General features: G+C 64.2%; 19 protein-coding genes. 6 read left to right on the top strand and 13 right to left on the bottom strand.

The window, feature by feature from the left end:
- Positions 1–19: 19 nt before the first annotated feature.
- From ABIA96_RS15785 to gltX, 3 genes are all read right to left on the bottom strand, one after another.
- Positions 20–1198 (bottom strand): ROK family transcriptional regulator, encoded by a 1179-nt coding sequence (locus ABIA96_RS15785; protein WP_354138188.1) that lies wholly within the window; start codon positions 1196–1198, stop codon positions 20–22.
- Between the two features lie 273 nt (positions 1199–1471).
- Positions 1472–2776 carry a citrate synthase gene (gene gltA, locus ABIA96_RS15790; RefSeq protein WP_354137963.1) on the bottom strand — a complete coding sequence of 435 codons (1305 nt, stop codon included), beginning with the start codon at positions 2774–2776 and terminating at the stop codon, positions 1472–1474.
- A gap of 152 nt (positions 2777–2928) precedes the next feature.
- Positions 2929–4362 (bottom strand): glutamate--tRNA ligase, encoded by a 1434-nt coding sequence (gene gltX, locus ABIA96_RS15795; RefSeq protein WP_354137964.1) that lies wholly within the window; start codon positions 4360–4362, stop codon positions 2929–2931.
- A 143-nt stretch (positions 4363–4505) separates the two neighbouring features.
- Here gltX and ABIA96_RS15800 point away from each other — a divergent pair, with 143 nt between their 5' ends.
- The 4 genes from ABIA96_RS15800 (at position 4506) to ABIA96_RS15815 (ending at position 9292) form a co-directional block, all read left to right on the top strand.
- Positions 4506–6185 (top strand): glutamine--tRNA ligase/YqeY domain fusion protein, encoded by a 1680-nt coding sequence (locus tag ABIA96_RS15800; protein ID WP_354137965.1) that lies wholly within the window; start codon positions 4506–4508, stop codon positions 6183–6185.
- An 8-nt stretch (positions 6186–6193) separates the two neighbouring features.
- Complete coding sequence (locus tag ABIA96_RS15805) at positions 6194–6580, top strand: nuclear transport factor 2 family protein (protein WP_354137966.1); 387 nt, start codon at positions 6194–6196, stop codon at positions 6578–6580.
- Between the two features lie 83 nt (positions 6581–6663).
- The gene (locus ABIA96_RS15810; RefSeq protein WP_015685840.1) at positions 6664–6897 is read left to right on the top strand and encodes a DUF2171 domain-containing protein; all 234 of its coding nucleotides are present in this window, start codon (positions 6664–6666) and stop codon (positions 6895–6897) included.
- Between the two features lie 94 nt (positions 6898–6991).
- Entirely contained in the window at positions 6992–9292 is a 2301-nt protein-coding gene (locus ABIA96_RS15815; RefSeq protein WP_354137967.1) for a ComEC/Rec2 family competence protein, read from the top strand.
- A gap of 10 nt (positions 9293–9302) precedes the next feature.
- Here ABIA96_RS15815 and ABIA96_RS15820 read toward each other — a convergent pair whose 3' ends face one another.
- From ABIA96_RS15820 to ABIA96_RS15850, 7 genes are all read right to left on the bottom strand, one after another.
- Positions 9303–9737 (bottom strand): hypothetical protein, encoded by a 435-nt coding sequence (locus ABIA96_RS15820; RefSeq protein ID WP_354137968.1) that lies wholly within the window; start codon positions 9735–9737, stop codon positions 9303–9305.
- 194 nt (positions 9738–9931) lie between these two features.
- A complete protein-coding gene (locus ABIA96_RS15825) occupies positions 9932–10135 on the bottom strand; it encodes a hypothetical protein (protein WP_354137969.1) in 204 nt (67 codons plus the stop codon).
- A gap of 186 nt (positions 10136–10321) precedes the next feature.
- A complete protein-coding gene (gene lexA / locus ABIA96_RS15830) occupies positions 10322–11023 on the bottom strand; it encodes a transcriptional repressor LexA (RefSeq protein ID WP_354137970.1) in 702 nt (233 codons plus the stop codon).
- A 176-nt stretch (positions 11024–11199) separates the two neighbouring features.
- Entirely contained in the window at positions 11200–12411 is a 1212-nt protein-coding gene (locus tag ABIA96_RS15835; RefSeq protein WP_354137971.1) for a molybdopterin molybdotransferase MoeA, read from the bottom strand.
- Positions 12412–12697: 286 nt separating this feature from the next.
- Entirely contained in the window at positions 12698–12877 is a 180-nt protein-coding gene (locus ABIA96_RS15840) for a hypothetical protein (RefSeq protein ID WP_354137972.1), read from the bottom strand.
- Positions 12878–13035: 158 nt separating this feature from the next.
- Positions 13036–13662: an HAD family hydrolase gene (locus ABIA96_RS15845; protein ID WP_354137973.1), complete on the bottom strand. Its 627-nt coding sequence runs from the start codon at positions 13660–13662 to the stop codon at positions 13036–13038.
- A gap of 15 nt (positions 13663–13677) precedes the next feature.
- Positions 13678–14805, bottom strand: coding sequence for an alpha-hydroxy acid oxidase (locus ABIA96_RS15850; protein ID WP_354137974.1), 1128 nt, complete (start codon positions 14803–14805; stop codon positions 13678–13680).
- Between the two features lie 306 nt (positions 14806–15111).
- Here ABIA96_RS15850 and ABIA96_RS15855 point away from each other — a divergent pair, with 306 nt between their 5' ends.
- A complete protein-coding gene (locus tag ABIA96_RS15855; RefSeq protein ID WP_354137975.1) occupies positions 15112–16449 on the top strand; it encodes a S41 family peptidase in 1338 nt (445 codons plus the stop codon).
- Between the two features lie 276 nt (positions 16450–16725).
- On the opposite strand, the gene ABIA96_RS15860 is transcribed toward ABIA96_RS15855, so the two are convergent.
- Together ABIA96_RS15860 and ABIA96_RS15865 are read right to left on the bottom strand one after the other, a co-directional pair.
- A complete protein-coding gene (locus ABIA96_RS15860) occupies positions 16726–19446 on the bottom strand; it encodes a bifunctional diguanylate cyclase/phosphodiesterase (protein ID WP_354137976.1) in 2721 nt (906 codons plus the stop codon).
- A 364-nt stretch (positions 19447–19810) separates the two neighbouring features.
- The gene (locus ABIA96_RS15865; protein ID WP_354137977.1) at positions 19811–21226 is read right to left on the bottom strand and encodes an amidase; all 1416 of its coding nucleotides are present in this window, start codon (positions 21224–21226) and stop codon (positions 19811–19813) included.
- Positions 21227–21498: 272 nt separating this feature from the next.
- Here ABIA96_RS15865 and ABIA96_RS15870 point away from each other — a divergent pair, with 272 nt between their 5' ends.
- Positions 21499–21636 (top strand): CGNR zinc finger domain-containing protein, encoded by a 138-nt coding sequence (locus ABIA96_RS15870; protein ID WP_354138189.1) that lies wholly within the window; start codon positions 21499–21501, stop codon positions 21634–21636.
- Between the two features lies 1 nt (position 21637).
- Here the strand turns inward: ABIA96_RS15870 and moaC are convergent, their stop codons facing one another.
- Positions 21638–22153, bottom strand: a complete 516-nt coding sequence (moaC, locus tag ABIA96_RS15875) for a cyclic pyranopterin monophosphate synthase MoaC (RefSeq protein ID WP_354137978.1) — start codon at positions 22151–22153, stop codon at positions 21638–21640.

Below are 22153 nucleotides of genomic sequence, written 5' to 3' on the forward strand. Positions count from 1 at the left end.
CGCGCGACGTCAGGCTAATTCAGGCGGCCTCCGTTGATACGGCCGGCATGCCGCCACATCTGGCCAGGCAGAACGCGGCAAAGGCGAGCGCGGCCTGCGGATCGTTGCCCACCGAGGGCGGGACAAAGGCGAGCGACACCTGCGCCAGTTTCCGGCCTCCCAGCAGGCAGGCGTCGATTCCGTCGATGACGGCCTTTCGATCCTCCTCGGCGAGCAGCGATGGCCAGCCGCTGACGACAACGCCGCGGCGGGGCTTGACGTTCAATGTGTTACCGATGGCAAGGCCAAGCCTGAAGAGGCGCTGGCGCAATTCCTGGCGGACCCGCGATGTGAGGGGGATCGTGGTCACCCATTCGCTGCCGAGCTGGAGCAATTCTGCTTCGGTCATTCGCAGAATCTCAGCCAGTGCGGGCTGCGACGTATAGGCTTCGACGCAGCCGCGATGACCGCAGCGGCAGCGAGGGCCGTCGGTTCCGAACACCATGTGCCCGAGCTCGACTGGCTGGAGCGCCTCGTCCTCGATCGGATCATCCACCCAGGCTCCCGCGACGCCCTGGCCCACAAAGACGAACAGATGCGGGTCGCTGAACGGATAATGCTCCGTGTGGCGACGATGAAAGGTTGCGTGTGCCACCACTGAATTGGTGAACGCGACCGGCACGCCCGCGAACAGTTCGCCGAACATGTCGCCAATACGTCCGACGTCGCACGGAATGATCGGGTTGCGTGATACGCTCAGGCGGCCGAGGCCCGGAACGGTAACGCCGACCTGAGCGAGGGCGATGCGGCGCCGGCGCGTCCAGTCGCGCAGCAATTCCAGTGCCTCGCGAAACACCCGGCCGACGGATTCCACGGTCGGCTTCTTCGGCAGCGGCACACGCTCGGTGTAATGCAGCTCGCCGGACAGGCCGCCAACGCCGACGCTGAGCCATTCGCCGGTCAGCTCGAGGGCCGCAAGCGCGACCTTGCGGTCGAGCGATACCAGACCGGTCGGGCCGCCGACGTAAGGGGCAGGGCGCCGCACTTCCTCGATCAGGCCTTCGGCCTTCAGGTCAAACAGGATGCGCGACAGGCTTGCTTCGGACAGGCGCACGGCACGCGCCAGCGGCGGCCGGAACGAGCCGCCCGACTGGAGCAAATGGGTCAAAATGGCAGCGCGCGTCTGCCGCCGACTTCTCGGCTGCTCCGGCATTTCCATCCCTGTCGTCATTCTTACTTAGTGTAAGAATTTGCGCGCGGAGCCTTCCAACTGTCAAGCTCTCGCAGGCACGATGCGCCGACTTGTTGTTGTGCGCGGCAGCAAAAGATGGGGGTGCCGCAAGGTGGGCAAAGCGCAGCGTGCCCACCATTTCTGACGCCGTATTGGAGAGGTGGTGGGCACGCTGCGCTTTGCCCACCCTACGAATGTAGCACAAACAAAAACGGCGCCATCCGGAGAGGGCGCCGTTTCGAAAGCCATCGTCGCTAAGGCTTACTTGCGATCCTTGATCGCCACGTAGTCGCGCTTGGTGACGCCGGTGTAGAGCTGGCGCGGACGGCCGATCTTCTGCTGCGGGTCCTCGATCATCTCGCTCCACTGGCTGATCCAGCCGACGGTGCGGGCGACTGCGAACAGCACGGTGAACATCGAGACCGGGAAGCCCATCGCCTTCAGCGTGATACCCGAATAGAAGTCGACGTTCGGATAGAGCTTGCGGTCGATGAAGTATTGGTCACTGAGCGCGATCTTCTCGAGCTCGAGCGCCACCTTCAGCATCGGATCGTCGCCATGGCCGGTCTCCTTGAGAACGGCGTGACACATCTTCTGCATGATCTTGGCGCGCGGATCGTAGTTCTTGTAGACGCGGTGACCGAAGCCCATCAGGCGGACTTCGGAGTTCTTGTCCTTCACCTTGGCGATGAACTCGGGGATCTTGTCCACGGAGCCGATCTCGGCAAGCATCGCAAGCGCCGCTTCGTTGGCCCCGCCATGCGCCGGGCCCCAGAGGCAGGCGATGCCGGCGGCGATGCAGGCGAACGGGTTGGCGCCGGAGGAGCCGGCAATACGCACCGTCGAGGTCGAGGCGTTCTGCTCGTGGTCGGCGTGCAGGATGAAGATCTTGTCCAGCGCGTCAGCGAGCACCGGGTTGATCTTGTATTCCTCGCACGGCACGGCGAAGCACATGTTGAGGAAGTTCTCGGAGAACGACAGCGAGTTCTTCGGATACACGAAGGGCTGGCCGACCGTGTACTTGTAGGCCATCGCGGCGAGCGTCGGGATCTTCGCGATCATGCGCATGGAAGCGATCATGCGCTGCTTCGGATCGTTGATGTCGGTGCTGTCGTGATAGAACGCGGCGAGCGCGCCGACGGAGGCCACCATCACCGCCATCGGATGGGCGTCGCGGCGGAAGCCCTGGAAGAAGCGGGCCATCTGCTCGTGCACCATCGTGTGATGGATCACGCGGTCGTCGAAATCCTTTTTCTGCGCGGCGGTCGGCAGCTCCCCGAACAGCAAGAGATAGCAAGTCTCGAGGAAGTCGCCGTTCTCGGCGAGCTGCTCGATCGGGTAGCCGCGGTATTCCAGAACGCCTGCGTCACCGTCGATATAGGTGATCTTGGACTGGCAGCTCGCGGTCGAGGTGAAGCCGGGATCGTAGGTGAACAGGCCGGACTGGCCGTAGAGCTTGCCGATATCGATGACGTCAGGCCCGACGCTGCCGCTGTGGATCGGGAGATCGTAGTTCTTGTTTCCGACCGTCAGCGTGGCGGTCTTGTCGCTTGATTTTGCGTCCATCAGAGGTCCCCGATGTGTGGTGAAACGGGCCGGAGCCGGAGTGCCTCAAGGGAGAAGATGGGGCAGGCCGGATGTTCCAGAATGTACGGGGAGATGGGTATATTATTGCTGTGTGCGCTGCAAGATCATGGCAGGCATGGCCTACTTACGTCTTAGGCTAAGTCCTTGGACTGATCCTTCAGCCGGCCCAGGCTCTCCTGGCGTCCCAGCACGTCCAAAACCTCAAATATGCCGGGCGACGTGGTGCGGCCGGTCAGCGCCGCCCGCAGCGGCTGGGCGACTGCGCCGAGCTTGAGACTATTTTCCTCGGCAAATGCGCGCAGCGCGGCCTCCGTGGTGGCGCCGCTCCAGGTCTCGACATTCTCCAGCGCGGAATGCAGCTGGCCGATCAGCTTGCGGTTCTCAGGCGTCAGCAGGGCTGCCGCCTTGGGATCAAGCTGCAGTGGCCGATCGGCGAAGATAAAATAGGCGCTGTCGATCAGCTCGATCAGCGTCTTGGCCCGCTCTTTCAGGGCCGGCATGGCCTTGAGAAGCTGGGCGCGCGTGGTGTCGCTTAACTTGGCTTTAATCTCGTCGCGGCTGGGCACCACGTGGTCGAGCACGTCCTCGAACATCTTCACGAGCGATTGATCGTCGGCGTGGCGGATGTAATGGCCGTTGAGGTTTTCCAGCTTGGCGAAGTCGAAACGGGCGGCGGCGCGGCCGACATTGGCGAGGTCGAAGGCGGCGATCATCTCGTCGGTCGAGAAGATCTCCTGATCGCCATAACTCCAACCGAGCCGGACGAGGTAGTTGCGGACCGCGGCCGGGAGGTACCCCATGGCGCGGTAGGCATCGACGCCGAGCGCGCCGTGGCGCTTGGACAGCTTTGAGCCGTCCGGGCCGTGGATGAGGGGAATATGGGACATGCTAGGCAGCGTCCAGCCCATCGCATCGTAGATCTGCTTCTGGCGCGCGGCGTTGATCAGATGGTCATCGCCGCGAATGACGTGGGTGACGCCCATGTCGTGGTCGTCCACGACCACCGCGAGCATGTAGGTCGGGTTGCCGTCGCCGCGCAGCAGGACAAGGTCGTCGAGGTTCTCGTTCTGCCAGACCACGCGGCCCTGAACCTGGTCCTCGATCACGGTCTCGCCGGTCTGCGGTGCGCGCAGGCGGATGGTCGGCTTGACGCCGGACGGCGCGGTCGCCGGATCGCGGTCGCGCCACAGGCCGTCATAGAGGCGGGTGCGGCCCTCCGCGCGCGCCTTCTCGCGCATGGCGGTGAGCTCCTCGGCGGTGGCGTAGCAGCGATAGGCCTTGCCGTCGGCCAGCAACTGCTCGGCGACCTCGCGGTGCCGGGCGGCGCGGCTGAACTGGTAGATGACGTCGCCATCCCAACCGAGTTCGAGCCATTTCAGCCCGTCCAAAATCGCGCCGATCGCGGCCTCGGTGGAGCGCTCCCGGTCGGTGTCCTCGATTCGGAGCAGCATCTTGCCGCCGTGCTTCTTCGCATAGAGCCAGTTGAACAGCGCCGTGCGGGCGCCTCCGATATGGAGGAATCCGGTCGGCGAGGGAGCAAAGCGGGTGACGACGGAATCGGTCATTCTTGGCAAGGCCTATGCATTGGAAGCGGTGGTATATAACAGGACCGGAGCATAACTAAAGCCCGGCAGCGGACCGCTTAAGGCCTTGGCTCAGCCAAGCGAATTTGGCAGAAGGACCGCTGATTTCCCTACAGGATTTTCGGATGAGCACAGAACCGGTGGCGACTGAGGTTGGGCGCGATTTCATTCGTGACATCATCCAGGCCGACCTCGATCAGGCCAAGTACAAGGAGATCGTGACCCGGTTCCCGCCGGAGCCGAACGGCTACCTGCATATCGGCCACGCCAAGTCGGTTGCACTGAATTTCGGCATTGCCCAGGAATTTCCGGGTCGCTGCCATCTGCGTTTCGACGACACCAACCCGGTCAAGGAAGAGCAGGAATATATTGATTCCATCCAAGCCGACGTGCACTGGCTCGGCTTCGATTGGGGCAAGAACCTGTTCTTCGCCTCGGATTATTTCGACCGCCTCTATGAATGGGCGGAGAAGCTGATCCGCGACGGGCTCGCTTATGTCGACGACCAGTCCCAGGAGCAGATCCGCCTCTCCCGTGGCACGCTGACCGAGCCGGGCAAGAATTCGCCGTTCCGCGACCGCTCCGCGGACGAGAATCTCGACCTGTTCCGCCGCATGAAGGCCGGCGAATTCCCGAACGGCGCGCGCGTGCTGCGGGCCAAGATCGACATGTCCTCGGGCAACATCAACCTGCGCGATCCCGTGCTGTATCGTATCCTGCACGCGCACCATCCGCGTACCGGCACCAAGTGGAGTATCTATCCGAGCTACGACTACGCCCACGGTCAGTCGGACGCCATTGAAGGCATCACCCATTCGATCTGTACGCTGGAATTCGAGGACCACCGGCCGCTCTACGACTGGTTCATCGAAAAACTGCCGGTGCCGTCCAAGCCGCACCAGTACGAAATGGCGCGGCTCAACCTGACCTACACGCTGCTGTCCAAGCGCGTGCTGACCCAGCTCGTGCGCGACGGCCATGTCGCGGGCTGGGACGATCCACGCATGCCCACCATGGCGGGCATGCGTCGCCGCGGTGTGCCGCCGGCGGCCTTGCGCGAATTCATCAAGCGCATTGGCGTGGCCAAGGCCAACAGCGTGGTCGATGTCGGCATGCTCGAGTTCTGTATCCGCGAGGAGCTGAACCGCACGTCGCAGCGGCGCATGGGCGTGCTGCGACCGCTGAAGATCGTGATCGAGAACTATCCGGAAGGGCAGACCGAAGAGCTCGAGGCGATCAACCATCCCGACGATCCGTCGGCGGGCACGCGCAAGGTCACGTTCGGCCGTGAACTCTATATCGAGCAGGACGACTTCATGGAGAACCCGCCCAAGAAGTTCTTCCGTCTGTCGCCCGGCAACGAGGTGCGGCTGCGCTACGCCTATTTCGTCAAGTGCACCGGCGTGATCAAGAACGACGCCGGCGACGTGGTGGAGCTGCGCTGCACCTACGATCCCGCGACCAAGGGCGGCAATGCGCCCGACGGCCGCAAGGTCAAGGCGACGATGCACTGGCTGCCGGCGGCGAATTCGGTGCCGGCGGAAATCCGCATCTACAACCAGCTGTTCGCCAATCCGAGCCCGGACGCCTCGAATTTCGCCGCCGATCTCAATCCGCAGTCGCTGGAGATTTTGGCCGACGCGCGGATCGAGGCATCGGTTGCGGAGAGCAATTCGACCGAGCCGATGCAGTTCGAGCGCCAGGGCTATTTCGTGCGCGACAAGGACTCGAGGCCGGGCAAGCCGGTGTTCTCACGCACCATCGGCCTGCGCGATACCTTCGCGAAGGAAGTCGCCAAGGGCTGACAGGGCATATGAGCAACGAGGCCGACACCATCGTTTCCGCCATCATCGCAAAATGGTGTGCCGGCTTCGCGACGCTCGATGCGGCCACACTGTCCTCCTTTTATTCGAGGAACGCGTTCTTCTTCGGCTCCAACCCGCAGCTTTATCGAGGCAGGGATGGCGTTGCCGACTATTTCAACGGCCTGCCGCGCTGGCGTAAGCCGAGCGCGGTGTTTTCCGAGGTGAACGCAGCGCAGGCCGGTCCGGGTCTGATCAACATGGCCGCGATCGTGTCGTTCGACCTTGCCGGTGAGCGGCCGGAGTTCTCCGTCAAGATGAGCTGGGTCATCTTGCGCGAGGACGGCGACTGGAAGATCGTCAACCACCATGCCTCGTCACGCGCGCCGTTGATCTGACGGGGCACACGGCATCGTCATCCCGGCGAAGCAACGAACGCGCTCCCCGCGCGTTGTGTGGGTCCCCAATTGAGGATTCCACCATGCAGAACATCGCAGAGCACATGGAAGTCATCGGCGCCGACGGCGTCCATGTCGGCACGGTCGACAAGGTCGAGGGCAACCGCATCAAGCTGACCAAGAAGGACAGCGGCGAGGGCAGCCACAAGGGCCATCACCATTTCATCGACAAGGGGCTGGTTGCCGGTGTCGAGGGCAACAAGGTCCGGCTGTCGGCCAAGGCGGATGTTGCGGTGACGATGGAAGAGGAAAAGTAGGCTGCGGCCCGTTCGTTCCTGATCCGTACCGCTATTCGGCGGCCTGCACGTTCCAGTAGCCTCTGCGCTCGTCGCGTATCGCAGGGTGTTGGGAATGGCGGAGCAGGGCCGGCCACCGCGTGCCTCGCAGGGTGTCGTCGGCGCGCCGATCGCAGGGACCTGGCCGACGACAGGCCGGACCGCGTCGGCCGGCGGCTTCGTGCCGACAGGCTTTGGCGTTTGGCCCGCCATCGTTGGAACGCTCCGCGAATGGGCAAAGGCCGAAGCCGGCGCGGGGCGACTATTCCCTTGGGTACCCATCGCCTTCGGCTGTGGCATCGCGCTCTACTTCGCAGCTGACCATGAGCCGGTGCTTTGGGTCGCTGCCGCGACGGCGGTCGTGCTTGCGTTCGGCGCCATGCTGTTGCGGCGAAGCCGGTGGTTTGCGCCGGCGATCATGATCGCGGCGGTCGCGGCCGGTTTTGCCATCGCAACCTGGAAGACGGCGCGTATCGCGCACACGGTGCTCGCAAAGCCGCTTTATTCCGTGACGCTGTCGGGCTTCGTCGAGACTCGCGACATCCGCGAACGCACCGACCGTTTCGTGCTGCGCGTCACCGCCATGGACGCGCAGCGCAGCGATGTGAAGCTGGAGCGCGTCCGCCTCTCCGTGCGCAAGGGGACGGCGCCCGACGTCGGCAGCTTCGTGCAGCTGAAGGCGCGGCTGATGCCGCCGCTCGCGCCATTGCGGCCGGGCAGCTACGATTTCTCGCGCGATATGTTTTTCCAGGGCATCGGCGCCTCCGGCTTCGCGATGGGGGCCATCACTTCTATCGCACCGCCTGACGCCGGCGGCGTGCAGTTGCGCTATGCCGCGGTCATGCAGGGCTTGCGCGATGCGATCGACGCGCGCATTCGCGCCACGCTCGACGGCGACAACCGCGCGATCGCGACCGCGCTGCTGACTGGCCGTCGGGATGCGATCACCACGCCCGTCAATGACGCGATGTTCATCTCCGGCCTCGGCCACGTTCTGTCGATCTCCGGCTATCACATGGCCGTCGTCGCGGGCGTTGTCTTCTTTGCGGTCCGCGCGCTGCTGGCGCTGATCCCGGGACTGGCGGTTGGCTTTCCCATCAAGAAATGGTCCGCCGCCGCGGCGCTGCTCGCGTCCGCATTCTATTTGCTGCTCTCGGGCGCGGAGGTTGCGACGCAAAGGTCGTTTTTCATGACCGCGGTGGTGCTGATCGCGGTGATGGTCGATCGCCGCGCCATCACGTTCCGCACCCTGGCGGTGGCAGCGCTGATCGTGCTCGCGGTCGCGCCGGAAGCGCTGGTGCACCCGAGCTTCCAGATGTCGTTCGCGGCGACGCTTGGGCTCGTCGCGCTGGTGCAGATCGGCATGCCGAACTTGTTCGCATCACCCGATCATTCGACGACTGCGCGGATCGCGCTATGGGGCGGCCGCGAGATCGCGATGTTGTTCATGGCCTCGATGATCGCGGGGCTTGCAACGACGCCCTATGCCGCTTTCCATTTTCATCGCGTCACGCCCTACGGCGTGCTCGCCAATCTCGGGGCGATGCCGGTGGTCTCGGCGCTGGTGATGCCGGCCGGGCTGTTGGGATTGCTCGCGGCGCCGTTCGGGCTCGACGGCGTGTTTTGGTGGTTGATGGGGATCGGCATCGACTGGATGATCGTGGTCACCCGCTGGGTGGCGGCGTTGCCGGGTGCTATCGGCCACGTCGGCGCCTTCGGCACTGCGCCGCTGGTCGCGGCAAGCCTGGGGCTCATCCTGATGGGCCTGTTGCGCACGCCGCTACGCTGGGCCGGCGCATGCGTGCTGGTGGCGGCAACGATCTGGGGTCTGTCGGTCCGGCAGCCCGACATTCTCATTGCCGGCGACGGCCACGCCGTCGCGGTGCGGGGCAGGGACGGGCAGCTGCATCTGATCAGGACGAGCAAGGACAATTTCCTGCTCAAGGAGTGGCTCGCGGCGGACGCCGACCCGCGCGATGCGGGCAGCGCCTCGCTGAGCGAAGGCGTGTCGTGCGACGAGTCCGGCTGCGTGACGCCGCTCCCCGACGGCCGCATGATTGCGCTGGCACTGCGTATCGACGCGCTGGCAGATGATTGCAGCCGTGCTGCACTGGTCGTGACGGCCCGGCCGGCGCCGCCGGATTGCGCCGCGATGGTGGTGGATCGGCCGCGTCTGGTGAGCCAGGGCGCGCTCGCGCTGACACGGCGTGGCGGCGGCTTTGCGATCGCGGCGGTGAGAGCGAAGGGCACAAGCCGACCCTGGTCGCCGGCAGCTGCCGGCGATGGAGAGTCCGGACTGGCCCTCATGCCACGATCGGCGGCTCCGCGCTCCAAAGACGCAACGCCATCGGAGGCCGACCTTCAGGCCGAGGATTGAGATCCACGCTTCAAGCGATTGGCAGACGCGGCGGCGTCGGGCGACTGTCAGCGGTGATCTGCGGCTTGTGCCCGCGCTCGCCGAGCGGCTGGGTCACGGGCAGCTGCAGCACGGTCGCGCGCTGGCCTTCGACCAGCTGTGTCACCAGCACGTATTTGCCGTCGGGGAATTCGATCGCGTCGTGATGGCGATCCGGAATGTGCGGATCGACCTTGCCGAACTTGCCGACGCGGGAGCTGATGGTGCGCGTCCAGATCCAGCGATTGTCGTAGCGGACGTTGTCGGCGAAGGCGAGCTCCGTTCCCGGCAGCAGGCAGACCGCGACCGACATGTCGGCTTCGGAAGCGAAGCCGCGCGTCGAGGTGCCGCGGAACGTTGTCGCGACGATCGTCTCGCCGACTTCTGCGGGACGCGTCGCGACGGCATGCAGGCTGTAGTCACACATCGGGTGCTCCTCAATCAGGATAGCAACCCGCGCCTCTGTCTCGGAGGCGCAGGCCTCTATCAGAGTGGAAGCCTGCAAGCGTCTGCTTGGTTGTGGGCAAATCTGCGGCTCGGGTCCGCAGCTTGCCATCACATTTTCTTTTTCAAATGCAGGAGGAACAAAGCCTGCGCTTGCGCATTCTTCGAGGCTCTCCGTCAGCAGTCGGCCGGTGCCGACCAGCCTGAATATTGCCAGGTCGGCTGCGTCTGCTGTTCGGCGGCATTGCGGGCACCGCGGAATTGTTCGCACGTGGCCCGCGACGCCCTGCGGGCGTGATGCTTTGGCTGCGACGCGAAAGCTTGTGACGCTGATGCTGCGATCAGCGCCATTGTGACGGCGCCCAAAATGATCTTGCGCATGGTTGTCTCCTCGGTCTCGCAAAGCCCTGCGAAGCGATCGGTGCTTCGTTGCGGCGTGCCGAGGATGTCGCGCCGGAGAGGTGGCCGGATAATCTGTGCGAAACCAGAAAGACTATCCAGCCGGAGCGGACAATCGTCCGCTCGAATTGTTGACGCGCGGCCTGCCGCCGGCAGGGCGCAACCGCCTCAGTATTTGCGATAAAGCCCGATGAGCTTACCCTGGATCTTCACCCGGTTGGGTGGAAGGATGCGGACCTCGTAAGCTGAATTCGCCGGCTCGAGCGCGATAGAGGCGCCTCGGCGGCGGAAGCGCTTCAAGGTTGCCTCCTCGTCGTCGATCAGGGCGACCACGATATCGCCGGTGTCGCAGCTCTCGTTGCGCTGGATCAGCGCCATGTCGCCGTCAAGAATGCCGGCGTCCACCATCGAATCGCCGCGCACCTCGAGCGCGTAGTGCTCGCCCGAGCCCAGCATGTCCGGCGGGACGCTGATGGTGTGGCTCCGGGTCTGCAAGGCCTCGATCGGTGTACCGGCCGCGATCCGGCCCATCACGGGCACCGCGACGGGACGCTCGCCTTCGTCGGCGGGCAGGCTGGAGGTCGTTCGCACCTTGCCGAGATTGCCCTCGATCACGCTCGGCGTGAAGCCGCGGCGGCTGCCGGCGGCGGCCTGGAGCTCAGGCAGCTTGATCACTTCAATGGCGCGAGCGCGGTTGGGCAGGCGGCGGATGAAGCCGCGCTCCTCGAGCGCAGTGATCAGACGATGGATGCCTGACTTCGAGCGCAGATCGAGCGCATCTTTCATCTCGTCGAAGGAGGGCGGCACGCCGCTTTCCTTCAGCCGCTCGCTGATGAACCGCAGGAGCTCGTATTGTTTGCGCGTTAACATCTCGACCAAAATCCCCCGGTTGATGTCGTCCGATTCCGAGACGCTGAATTCAGCAATAAGCCGCTACATGCTCGAAACAAATCATGAACGGACACTATATGTTCGATACATGTTCCGCAACTGCTTAATTTACCGTGAACGCGCTTAAGTTCGCGGAGCGCACGCGAACACAGCGGTCAGACGGGCAGTCGCAGCACCTCGCAAGGCGTGCCGGCTTCGGCTTTCGGCGCGAACGGCGCGCGCACGAGAAGTGCCTGTGCCGCAGCGAGATTCGCAAGCAGCGAGGAGTCCTGGTGATTGACGGGATGCGCTACCAGCGTGCCGTCATCACGCACATCGAGGCGCGCGCGAAGATAGTCCTCGCGCTGGTCGTTGGCGCCGACGTCGCGGCCGAGCACCGCGTGTTCGCGGCGATGGTGAACGACCGAACGGCCCGACAGCGCGCGAATCAGCGGCACCAGGAACAGGAACCCACAAACGTAGGATGACACGGGATTGCCGGGCAGGCCGATCACCCGCATCGCCCCGAGCTGCCCATTCATCATCGGCTTGCCCGGCCGCATGGCGATCTTCCAGAACGCCATCGAGATGCCTTCGGCTCTTAGTGCCTGCTGCACCAGATCGTGGTCGCCGACCGACGCGCCACCCGTCGTGATCAGGACGTCGGCGCCGGTTTCGCGGGCGCGGCGAATGCCGGCGGTGGTCGCCGCAAGCGTGTCGGCGGCAACCCCGAGGTCGACGGTGTCGGCACCCTCGCTGCGGGCAAGCGCATGGAGGGCGTAGCCGTTGGAATAGACGATCTGGCCATGGCCCGGCGTGCTGCCCGGCATGACCAGCTCGTCGCCGGTGGCGAGGATCGCGACCTTCGGGCGGCGCCGAACGGCAAGGCTCGGATGGTTCATGCCGGCGGCCAGCGCGAGATCGCGCTCGGTGAGCCGGACGCCCTTGCGCAGGAGCACGTCACCCTCGGAGAAGTCGATGCCGGCGGGGCGGATGTGCCGCCCGGTGACGCCTGCCTCCTTGATCGTGATGCGGTTGCCGTCTGCGAGGGTGTCCTCCTGGATCACGACTGCGTCCGCGCCCTCGGGCACGACGCCACCGGTGAAGATCCGCACGGCTTCGCCGGCACCGACAGTTCCTGCAAACGGCCGGCCGGCCGCGACTTCGCCAATGACGATGAGCTGCGCGTCGACCTCGGCCGCATCCGCTGCGCGGACGGCATAGCCGTCCATCGCCGACATGGCCTGCGGCGGCTGCGTCCGCCGCGCCGCGACGTCGCGCGCGAGCACACGATGGAAAGCCGCGTCAAGCGCGACCATTTCCTCGGCCATGGGCGCTGCACCCGCAAGCACTGCTGCAAGCGCATCGGAAACGGGCATCAAGGCCACGGCGAACTCCCGCTACAAGTCGAAAGACTCGGTCGGCAAGTTTCTAGCCGAGCGGGAGGGCGGACGCAAAAGGGCTATACTGGCGCGGAGCGTGCGCTTCCGGGCTCGAATGGCCGATTATCCGCAATTTGCTTTGATGCCGAGATTGAAGTGGCGCTCCGCCATTCGGGCAATCAATCTCACGCCGCGGCATGATCCGGAAGGCGAAAGAGGCCGGCACGAGGATCGGGTTATGGCCAGGACGGAATACGAGAGCCACGGCGAGCGTCGATCTGTTTCCTGGCTTCTAGTCCGGACTGACATCGGGCGCCATAGGCCCCTGATCCCTGTCGGGCATCGGATCCGCCAGGGCCTTCAGGTCGGCGGCCTTGCTGATCAATTTTGCGGAGAGCTCAGAATCCGAGGTGGTTCTGGCGAATTTCATCAGCAGGGAGGCCTGCTTGGTGAGGTAGGTTTTGCCCAACACGTCGATACTTCCGATGTAGAATTCCCAACGGACTGATGAGTCCGGAAGCGGGCCATTCGTTCCCGGAACTTTGTATAAAATTGCACAGAACGGTTTGGTTCCCCGTTCCCCGATGAAATGGTTCCGGAAGCAGGTGGTTGGACTGCGCAACCGCCGGATTAAATTCCCAGCGCCTTCAGCGCTTTGCCGACGTCGTGGGGCGAGGTCACATGGATCGCGGTGAGGCCCCGGGCCCTCGCGCCTTCGATATTCTCGGCGAGGTCATCGAAGAACACGATCCGGTCTGCCGGCACGCCCATCGCGGCAACGACATGGTCGAAGGCTTCCGCATCCGGTTTACGCAAGCCCATGCTTGAGGACAGATACAGCTCGCGGAAATGGCCCAGCAGATCGGCATATTCCTTCGAGAAATGGTCCACATGCGGGCGGTTTGTGTTGGAAAAGGCATAAAGCGGCATGTGTCTGGCCGCGCGCGGCAGCAGATCCGCAATGTCGGGCATCTCGCCGGCGAAGATCGCGTTCCAGCCTTCGAGGAATTCTGCGTCGGAAATCGTGATCCCGAGCGAGCGCCGGAGCGATTCGAAATAATCCTCGTTGCTGATCTTGCCCATCTCGTGCAGCCGATAGGCTTCGCTGTCACGCACGTAGCGCGCGACGATGGCCTCAGGTGTGCAGCCGGCATGTCCCGCCCAGCAGGCGATCGCCTTGGAGAAATCGATGTCGAGCACCACGCGCCCGAGATCGAACAGAAGCGCATCCGCGCTGCCGGGAGAGAGCGAAGTCATTGCGTGCTTTTCTCGTCAGTACCGATAAGGCTCGTGGTCGAACAGCGGGAACGCGCTGAACACGCTCGGTGCATTGGTTGCGGTGGCCTGATGCAGGCAGGACTTGTTGACCTCGCCGAATGAAGTCGCCCCCAGGAGACCGAGACAGCGCAGCACCTCGTCCTCCAGCAGCTCCAGCATCCGCGCCACGCCGGCCTCGCCGGCCGCAGCCAGGGCCCAGCACTGCAGCCGACCGATGCCGACGAGGTCGGCGCCCGCCGCGATCGCCTTGACGATATCGGTGCCGCGGCAGACCCCGCCATCGACCATGATCTTGGCGCGACCCTTCACGGCGTCGACAATCTCGGGCAGCACATGCATGGCGCCGCGGCCGTGATCGAGCTGGCGGCCGCCATGGTTGGAAACGTAGATCCACTCGACGCCGTGATCGACCGCGATCTGCGCGTCCTCGGCGGTGGCGATGCCCTTGAGGATCAGGGGTATCCTGAACTTGTCCTTGACCATCTTCACGGTCCGCCACTCCAGCCCCTTCTGGTAGTCGCCGCCAGTGGCGCGCAGGCGGCTCTCGCGAACGTAGCGCTTGGCAATGTCACGCTCGCGACGGCTGTAATGGGCGGTGTCGACGGTCAGGCAGAAGGCGGCATAATTGGCCTTCTCGGCGCGGCTGACGACGTCGGCGACAAATGCGTCATCCCCGCGGACATAGAGCTGGTACATCCGCAGCGCATCGGGGGCGGCCTCGGCGGTCTTTTCCAGCCCGGGCTCGGAGACCGAGCTCTGCATGTGCGCCGCCCCGAAGGAGCCGCAGGCCCGCGCCACGCTAGCGGCGCCGTGGGGGTCAAAGATTTCCAGTGCGCCGACGGGGGCGAGCACCACGGGCAGGCGCATCTTGCGGCCGAACTGCTCGACGGAGCCATCGACCTTGCGCACGTCGCGCAGCACACGCGGGCGGAAAGCGATCTCGTCCAGCGCCATGCGGTTGCGGCGCATCGTGGTTTCGGTCTCGGCCGCGCCGACGATGTAGTCCCAGGCGTTCTGGTTGAGGTTGGAACGCGCTTTCCGGATGAATTCGTGCAGGTTCTGGAACGGCTCGCTGCTGGCGCCGAGTTCGACGTTCCGTTCCGGCCGGAGTGCTTGGTTCATTGTTATCCTCCCGAGAATTTGAAGTCTTATGTCATCGGGTATCTCGTCCGGTCCTCCAAAACCATCCTAAAATCGCATAGCTGTAAGGCGTCGTCCGGCGGACCGATTCCCGCTCTGAGCGAGCGGTCTTCCGAACGTTGCCAAATGTTTAGGTCAGGGCGAAGGGATTTTTGCCGCGTACCCGTCGGCGTGGCAGGCCGGCCTTGAAGAAACCAGAATGATATTGTGAGAACCGGCTTGGATCGCCATTTGCATGGCGGCTGCCAAGCTTCAAAAGAACCGCTCAGCGAAAAGGCCACCCATTCCATGCGGAAAACCCTGCTGTTCCCCCTGGGCGCGCTCACCGGAGCATGCCTGACCCTCCTCGTATCCGGTCCGCAGGGCGGACTATGGGCGGCACGGGCGGCGGCCAGCGCGGATGATGCCTATTCCCAGCTCAATTTGTTCGGGGAAGTCTTCGAGCGGGTGAAGGCGAGCTACGTCGAGAAGCCCGACAATTCCAAGCTGATCGAAGGCGCGATCACGGGCATGGTGACCTCGCTCGATCCGCATTCGCGCTACATGAACGACAAGGCCTGGACCGAGATGCAGGAGACCACCTCCGGCGAGTTCGGCGGCCTCGGCATCGAGGTCACGATGGAGGAGGGCCTGGTCAAGGTCGTCTCGCCGATCGATGAAACGCCGGCGTCCAAGGCCGGCATCATGTCCGGCGACCTCATCAGCAAGATCGACGGCGAGAACGTGCAGGGCATGACGCTTGAGCAGGCCGTCAACAAGATGAAGGGCCCCGTCGACACCCAGACCAAGCTCACCATCGTACGCAAGGGCGCCGATGCCCCGCTCGATGTCGCGATCAAGCGTGAGATCATCCACGTTCGCCCGGTACGCTTCCACGTCGAGAACGGCGACATCGGCTATATCCGCGTCACCTCGTTCAACGAGCAGACCACCGACGGCCTGAAGAAGGCGATCGCCTCGATCTCCAAGGACGTTCCGCAAGAGAAGCTCGTCGGTTACGTGATGGATCTGCGCAACAATCCGGGCGGTTTGCTCGACCAGGCCGTGTCGGTGTCCAGCGCATTCCTGCAGCGCGGCGAGGTCGTCTCGACCCGTGGCCGCAATCCGGAAGAGACCCAGCGCTTCACCGCGCATGGCGGCGACCTCATCAAGGGCAAGCCGCTGATCGTGCTGGTCAACGGCGGCTCGGCCTCGGCCTCCGAGATCGTGGCCGGCGCGCTCCATGACCACAAGCGTGCCACGATCATCGGCACGCGTTCGTTCGGCAAGGGCTCGGTGCAAACCATCATTCCGCTCGGTGCCGGCAACGGCGCGCTGGCGCTGACCACGGCGCGCTACTACACGCCGTCGGGCCGCTCGATCCAGGCCCAGGGCATCGCGCCCGACATCGAGATCCTCCAGGACGTGCCGGCCGAGCTCAAGGGCCGCGTCGACACCATTGCGGAGTCGCAGATGCGCGGCCATCTGCACGCTGCCGACGGCACCGAGCAGACCGGATCGCAATCCTATGTCCCGCCGGAAGAGAAGGACGACAAGGCGCTGCACGCAGCCTACGACTTCCTGCACGGCGTCACCGTGAACGCGGCGGCCGCAAAGCCGGCGCCGAAGACGACGGTGCCGAACTAGGCTCTCAAGGTCCTTGCGACCTTTAGACATCGCCCGGGAGTGGATAGCCACTCCCGGGCGAATTCGTGCGGCGACGATTCCAGTTGCCGCGAGGATTGTGTTTTCGCGTCGGGCTCGCGCCACCAAAGCGCGATGAGACTGGGATGAATCGTCATCGCTCTAGTTCGGACGTCGCTCACAAAGGGGCGCTTCGGGTCAAACGCCGTCCGTAATGGCCGAGCTGCGCGATTCCGCTTCGCCGCAAAAAGCGGGACCTTTCCAGTCGCACGTCCCAGCCTAGCCTGCCTCGCGGCGGCGCGCTTCATTGCCCTCGCGCTGGGCGAGGCGGCTGCGATGGAGCGCGAACAGCTCCATGACCTTGTCGGCCGGCTTTGCGGGGCTGAACAGATAGCCCTGCATTTCGGTGCAGCCGAGCGTGCGCAGCAGCCGTTGCTGTTCTTCGGTCTCGACGCCTTCGGCCGTGGTCGCCATGCGGCGGGCGCTGGCAAGATTGACCACGGCCTGCACGATGCTCGCGGAGCCGTCGGGACCTGCGATGTCGTTGACGAAGCAGCGGTCGATCTTGATCTTGTCGAACGGGAAGCGGTGCAGATAGCTCAGTGACGAGTAGCCGGTGCCGAAATCGTCGAGCGCGATGCGGACACCGATGGCGCGGAGCTGGTGCAGGATCGCCAGCGCGGTTTCGTCGTCGCGGATCAGCACGGCCTCGGTGATCTCGAGCTCAAGCCTGCTTGCCGGCAGATTGGAGGCGGCCAGCGCCGCCATGATCTTCAGCGCCAGCGTGCCGCTCTTGAACTGCACCGGCGAGACGTTGACGGCGAGGCGGATGTCGTCGGGCCAGCTGGCCGCGTCGCGGCAGGCAGTCGCCAGCACCCATTCGCCGATCTCGTTGATCAGCCCGGTGTCCTCGGCGATCGGGATGAACTCGGCCGGCGAAACCATGCCGCGCTCGGGGTGGCGCCAGCGCACCAGCGCCTCGCAGCCGGTGATGCGATCGTCCTTGAGGCTGAGGCAGGGCTGGTAATAGACCTCGAGGTCGCCATGAGCGATGGCGTGGCGCAGATCGATCTCCAACTGGCGCCGCTCGCGTACCTTGGCGTCCATCTCCGGCTCGAAGAAGCGGTAGGTGTGGCGTCCGGCAGATTTGGCCGCGTACATCGCCATGTCCGCGTTCTTCAGGATCTGGTCCAGCGCGGTGCCGTGTGCCGGCGCCAGCGCGATGCCGATGCTGGCGTCGGTGGTGAGATGATGGCCCATGCAGTCGAACGGTGCGCGGATCGCCGCGAAGATCCGCGCGACAAGCTCGTTGACCTGGTCCTGCGATGTCACCGCGCTCTGCACGATCGCAAATTCGTCGCCGCCTAGGCGCGCCACGAAGTCGGTGGGGCCGGCGCAGCCGCGGAGGCTCTCCGCCACCGACTTCAACAACTCGTCGCCGACAAGATGGCCGAGCGCGTCGTTGACGCCCTTGAATTCATCGATGTCGATGTAGTGCACCGCCAGCTCTACGCCGTTGACGATGGCGAGGAGCTCCCCGCGCAGATGTTCGTGGAACATGGCGCGGTTCGGCAAATCGGTCAGTGCGTCGTAATGCGCGAGATGGGTGATGCGCTCCTCGATGCGTCGCCGTTCGGTAATGTCCTCATGGGTCGCGACCCAGCCGCCATCGCCGAGCGGCTCGTTGACGATCTGGATCGAGCGGCCGTCGCCGGTGTCGACGACCATGGAGTTGCGGACGTGGATGTCGCGCAGCACGCGCGCGGCATACTGGTCGACGTCGCCCGGGAACGAGCCGGTAGCCTTGCGGTGCGCGATGATGTCGAGGAAGCTGTAGCCGGGCTTCACGATCTCGGCCGACAGGCCGTACATCTCGATGTAGCGCTGGTTGCAGACCACGAGCTTTTGCGAAGCGTCGAACAGCAGCAGGCCCTGGGTCATGTTGTTGACGGCGCGGTCGAGGCGCTGCTTCTCCAGCGTCAGCCTTTCCCGGGACATGCGATGCTGTTCCAGGAGCTTGCGCACGATCGCGATCAGCACGCCGGCGATCGCAAGCGCAGACGCGCCAGCGACCGAAATCAGGATGCCGATCTGCTCGCGCCAGTCGGCAAGCGCTGCCGCGCGCGTGGTCGTCGCCATCATCAGGATCGGGAAGTGCGGCAGGGCACGCGCCGAGACCAGCCGGTCCTCGCCGTCGACCGGGCTCACGAAGCGTCCGGCGAAGTGATCGAGCGCGAAGATCCTTTGCTGCTCGAACGAGCCGTTCCTGAAATTGTGTCCCATCATCTCGCTGGAATGCGGGAAGCGGGCAAGCAAGGTGCCGTCCCGATGCAGCATCGAGATGGTGGCGCCGTCGCCGAGCATGACGGTCTCGAAGAATTTTTCGAAATTGGCCGGCTCTATGCCCCGTCCGATGATGCCCATGAACTCGCCGTGCGATCCCATGATCTTGCGCACGATCAGGATGGTCCAGGCGCCGGAGATGCGGCTATGCACCGGTTCGATCAGCACGTCGGGCGCCTGCGGATCGTATCGGAAGGTCCGATAATAAGAGCGGTCGGCAACGTTGACCTTCGGGGCCGGCCATGCCGTCGAGGAATTGATCACATTCCCGTCGGCGTCGATGACGTTGACGCCGCCCATGTAAGGCAGCGCCTCGATCTTCGAACGCAGCATTTGGTGCACGTCCTGGCCGGCGAGGCGCCGGCGATAGTCCTCAGCGGTCGTGATTCCGGTCGCGCGCACATGGCCGACGAAATCCTTCTGGATGACCGCGAAATCCTGCAATTGCTGATCGAAATGATGGGCGAGCAGCAGCACGGTGTTTTCCAGCTCACGGCCGGAGTTGCGCAGTGCGCGCTCGCGGAAATTCTGCGCCATCAGCACCGCACCGACGGCGATCGCAGCGATCAACAGCGTGCCGCCCACCACCAGCCAGCGGATCGGTCCGCTGCGGACGAAGGCCTGGTCAAGGAGGCGACTGCCGTATCTCGTCATCATGTCGATCGTTGCCGTGCACACGTCAGGGTCAATTCACGACCCCCATCACATCCGTCGGTTTACGGGAGCGATGTGGAGGCGACGTTAGGAAGCGCGGTTAACGCGACATAAACCGCAATACAAAAATGCAATCGATGCGCATGGCGGGAGGCGTGCAGGATTTGCCTGCGACGATCCACTTGCCGTGTCAGCTCTTGCCGGTGGCAGCGATAATACTCGCGAGACCGAGCCGCGCGAGGCGCCGAACTCAAGCTGTAGCGGCGTGAGGAACGCGGAACGTGAGGCACAGCCGAATCCGATCAGTGTGACTGCGAACGCGCCGGCGACGACGAGCCAGCCATGGAAAACACTCCGATGAGGCGGTTTAGATTGAATGGTCGTTACTGCCTGACGGATGGCGGCGGTGCCAGGATGTCGCGCGCTGGAATGCAGCACCAGCGCGCACGAGCGTGGCTTCGTCGAGATGGGGGGCCACGAGCTGGAATGCGATCGGCAGTCCGTCCCTCGATGCACCGCCCGGCAGGGTGATCGTGGGATGACCGGTCATGTCGAATGGGCAGGTGTAGCGCTGTAGCTTCGCAATCAGATCAGGCTGCTCGCCGAGCGTCTGGATCATTGCGAGAGTCACAGGCGGGAATGGATGCACCGGGATCAGCAGGAGGTCGATGGTCTCGAACAGTGCCGCCACGCGGCCCCGCAACGCCAGGCGCCGCAACAGAATCTTTTGATAGTCGAGTGCCGAGAGCGCGCGACCGGCCTCGATCACCGAGGCCAGCACCGGGCCATACTCATTCTTGCGGGCAGGATAGGTCACCTCGTGCGCGTTCGCAGCTTCCACCGCACAATTCGGCGCCCAGTCGGCGATCGCCTCGGTCACGTCGGGAAACCGGATATCGACGTAATCAGCGCCGAGCGCACGGAAAACATCGACGACGTCGGCCAGCACGCGGTGAGTCGCGACGTCCACGTCGTCGCTGTTCCAGGCGGCGTCCACGCCTATTCGCAAGCCCTGGACGTCCTCTACGGCCGCGGCAAGATAATCCGATACCGGATCAAGCAACGATGTCGGATCGTTGGTGTCGTGTCCGGCGATCACACCGAGCAGTGCGCCGGCATCGGCCGCACTGCGACAGATCGGTCCGACGTGGTCGAGCGTCGCGGCCAGCTCGAATGTGCCGTGGCGGCTGACGCGGCCCCAACTCGGCTTTAGCCCGGTCAGTCCGTTGGCGGCACACGGCCAGCGGATTGAGCCACCAGTATCAGAGCCGAGCGAGCCAAAGCAAAGTCCGGCGGCTGTGGCGACCGCCGATCCGCTGGATGATATGCCCGGCCAGTAATCCGCGTTCCAGGGATTTTTTGGCGGCGTCACCGATGGATGGTGATCGGAATATGCTCCCTCGGAGAGCTGCACCTTGCCGAGCATCACGGCGCCCGCGTCTTTGAGTCGGCGCACGACGGTAGCGTCTTCGCGAGGACGGAAATCTCGATGAAGTGTGGTGCCAGCCGCGGTCGGAACGCCCTTTGTCCAGATCAGATCCTTCAGCGCAATCGGCACACCATGCAATGGCCCCCGATATCTGCCGTGTGCGATTTCCGCGTCCGCGGCTTTCGCCTCGGCGATGGCCGTTTCTGCCATCACGTGAACGTAGCTGCTGAGTTCGTGATCGATGGCGTTGATGCGGTCGAGTTGCGAGCGCGTGACTTGCAGCGAGGACAGTTCGCGCGCCTTGAGGCGTGCGGCGAGTTCGGTGAGTTCGAGATAGTGCAGGGCGTCGGTCACAGCGTCCTCCATTCCATTAATGGCAATGAGGTTCGATCACAAAGAGCAAAACACCAGTATAACTAAAAGACAGGTGTCGATTTCTGTCAACTGATAAATGTGCTTTACTGGTGTTCCAATTTTCCGGAGGCCGATGTCGAAAGAGTCGCGTTGCGGGTAGAGTTGCGCGCGGGATATTGTCGGCAGCGCGCGAGGATGCGCTCGCGGGTCTATCGGCGGTCGCTATCGAACTTCATGACGCAGCAAGTCTGGGACCGTTGGACCGGTTGAAAATGTGCGCTTCAGAGGAATGTCGCCGGATGTTCTTCGACCGGTCGAAACCGGCTACGCGGCGCTGGTGCATGTCGACGCTGTTTGGCAACCGGATGAAAACGCGCGCTTATCGCGAGCGGCAGCGTGAAGCGAAATAGCTCAGGCGCGGTAGTGGCCCGACTTGCCGCCGAGCTTCTCGATGAGATGGATGCCCTCGATGCGCACGCCGCGTTCCACCGCCTTGATCATGTCGTAGATGGTGAGGCAGGCGACCGAGACCGCCGTCAGCGCCTCCATCTCGACGCCGGTGGGGCCGGTCACCTTGACGCTGGCACGCACCACACAGCCCGGCAGTTTCGCGTCGGGCTCGATGTCGACAATGACCTTCGACAGCGCGAGCGGATGGCAGAGCGGGATCAGCTCCGAGGTGCGCTTTGCCGCCATGATTCCGGCGATGCGCGCGGTGCCGAGCACGTCGCCCTTCTTGGCGTTTCCAGAGAGGATCAGGTCGAGCGTCGCCTTCTCCATGACGACGCGGCCTTCGGCGACGGCGAGCCGCTCGGTTGCGGCCTTGTCCGAGACGTCGACCATCCGCGCCTCGCCGGAGGCGCCGATATGGGTGAGAGCAGGGCTCGCCTTCTTCGAAGGCGTGGTCTTGGACAGCTTGCGCGCCAT

The sequence above is a fragment of the Bradyrhizobium sp. LB11.1 genome (assembly GCF_040549385.1).
Classification (GTDB): domain Bacteria; phylum Pseudomonadota; class Alphaproteobacteria; order Rhizobiales; family Xanthobacteraceae; genus Bradyrhizobium.

Bases quoted from the DNA above. Each gene is read 5' to 3' on its own strand.
- ABIA96_RS15785 (WP_354138188.1), bottom strand. From the start codon at position 1,198: ATGGAAATGCCGGAGCAGCCGAGAAGTCGGCGGCAGACGCGCGCTGCC.
- gltA (WP_354137963.1), bottom strand. From the start codon at position 2,776: ATGGACGCAAAATCAAGCGACAAGACCGCCACGCTGACGGTCGGAAAC.
- gltX (WP_354137964.1), bottom strand. From the start codon at position 4,362: ATGACCGATTCCGTCGTCACCCGCTTTGCTCCCTCGCCGACCGGATTC.
- ABIA96_RS15800 (WP_354137965.1), top strand. From the start codon at position 4,506: ATGAGCACAGAACCGGTGGCGACTGAGGTTGGGCGCGATTTCATTCGT.
- ABIA96_RS15805 (WP_354137966.1), top strand. From the start codon at position 6,194: ATGAGCAACGAGGCCGACACCATCGTTTCCGCCATCATCGCAAAATGG.
- ABIA96_RS15810 (WP_015685840.1), top strand. From the start codon at position 6,664: ATGCAGAACATCGCAGAGCACATGGAAGTCATCGGCGCCGACGGCGTC.
- ABIA96_RS15815 (WP_354137967.1), top strand. From the start codon at position 6,992: ATGGCGGAGCAGGGCCGGCCACCGCGTGCCTCGCAGGGTGTCGTCGGC.
- ABIA96_RS15820 (WP_354137968.1), bottom strand. From the start codon at position 9,737: ATGTGTGACTACAGCCTGCATGCCGTCGCGACGCGTCCCGCAGAAGTC.
- ABIA96_RS15825 (WP_354137969.1), bottom strand. From the start codon at position 10,135: ATGCGCAAGATCATTTTGGGCGCCGTCACAATGGCGCTGATCGCAGCA.
- lexA (WP_354137970.1), bottom strand. From the start codon at position 11,023: ATGTTAACGCGCAAACAATACGAGCTCCTGCGGTTCATCAGCGAGCGG.
- ABIA96_RS15845 (WP_354137973.1), bottom strand. From the start codon at position 13,662: ATGACTTCGCTCTCTCCCGGCAGCGCGGATGCGCTTCTGTTCGATCTC.
- ABIA96_RS15850 (WP_354137974.1), bottom strand. From the start codon at position 14,805: ATGAACCAAGCACTCCGGCCGGAACGGAACGTCGAACTCGGCGCCAGC.
- ABIA96_RS15855 (WP_354137975.1), top strand. From the start codon at position 15,112: ATGCGGAAAACCCTGCTGTTCCCCCTGGGCGCGCTCACCGGAGCATGC.
- ABIA96_RS15860 (WP_354137976.1), bottom strand. From the start codon at position 19,446: ATGATGACGAGATACGGCAGTCGCCTCCTTGACCAGGCCTTCGTCCGC.
- ABIA96_RS15870 (WP_354138189.1), top strand. From the start codon at position 21,499: ATGTGCGCTTCAGAGGAATGTCGCCGGATGTTCTTCGACCGGTCGAAA.
- moaC (WP_354137978.1), bottom strand. From the start codon at position 22,153: ATGGCGCGCAAGCTGTCCAAGACCACGCCTTCGAAGAAGGCGAGCCCT.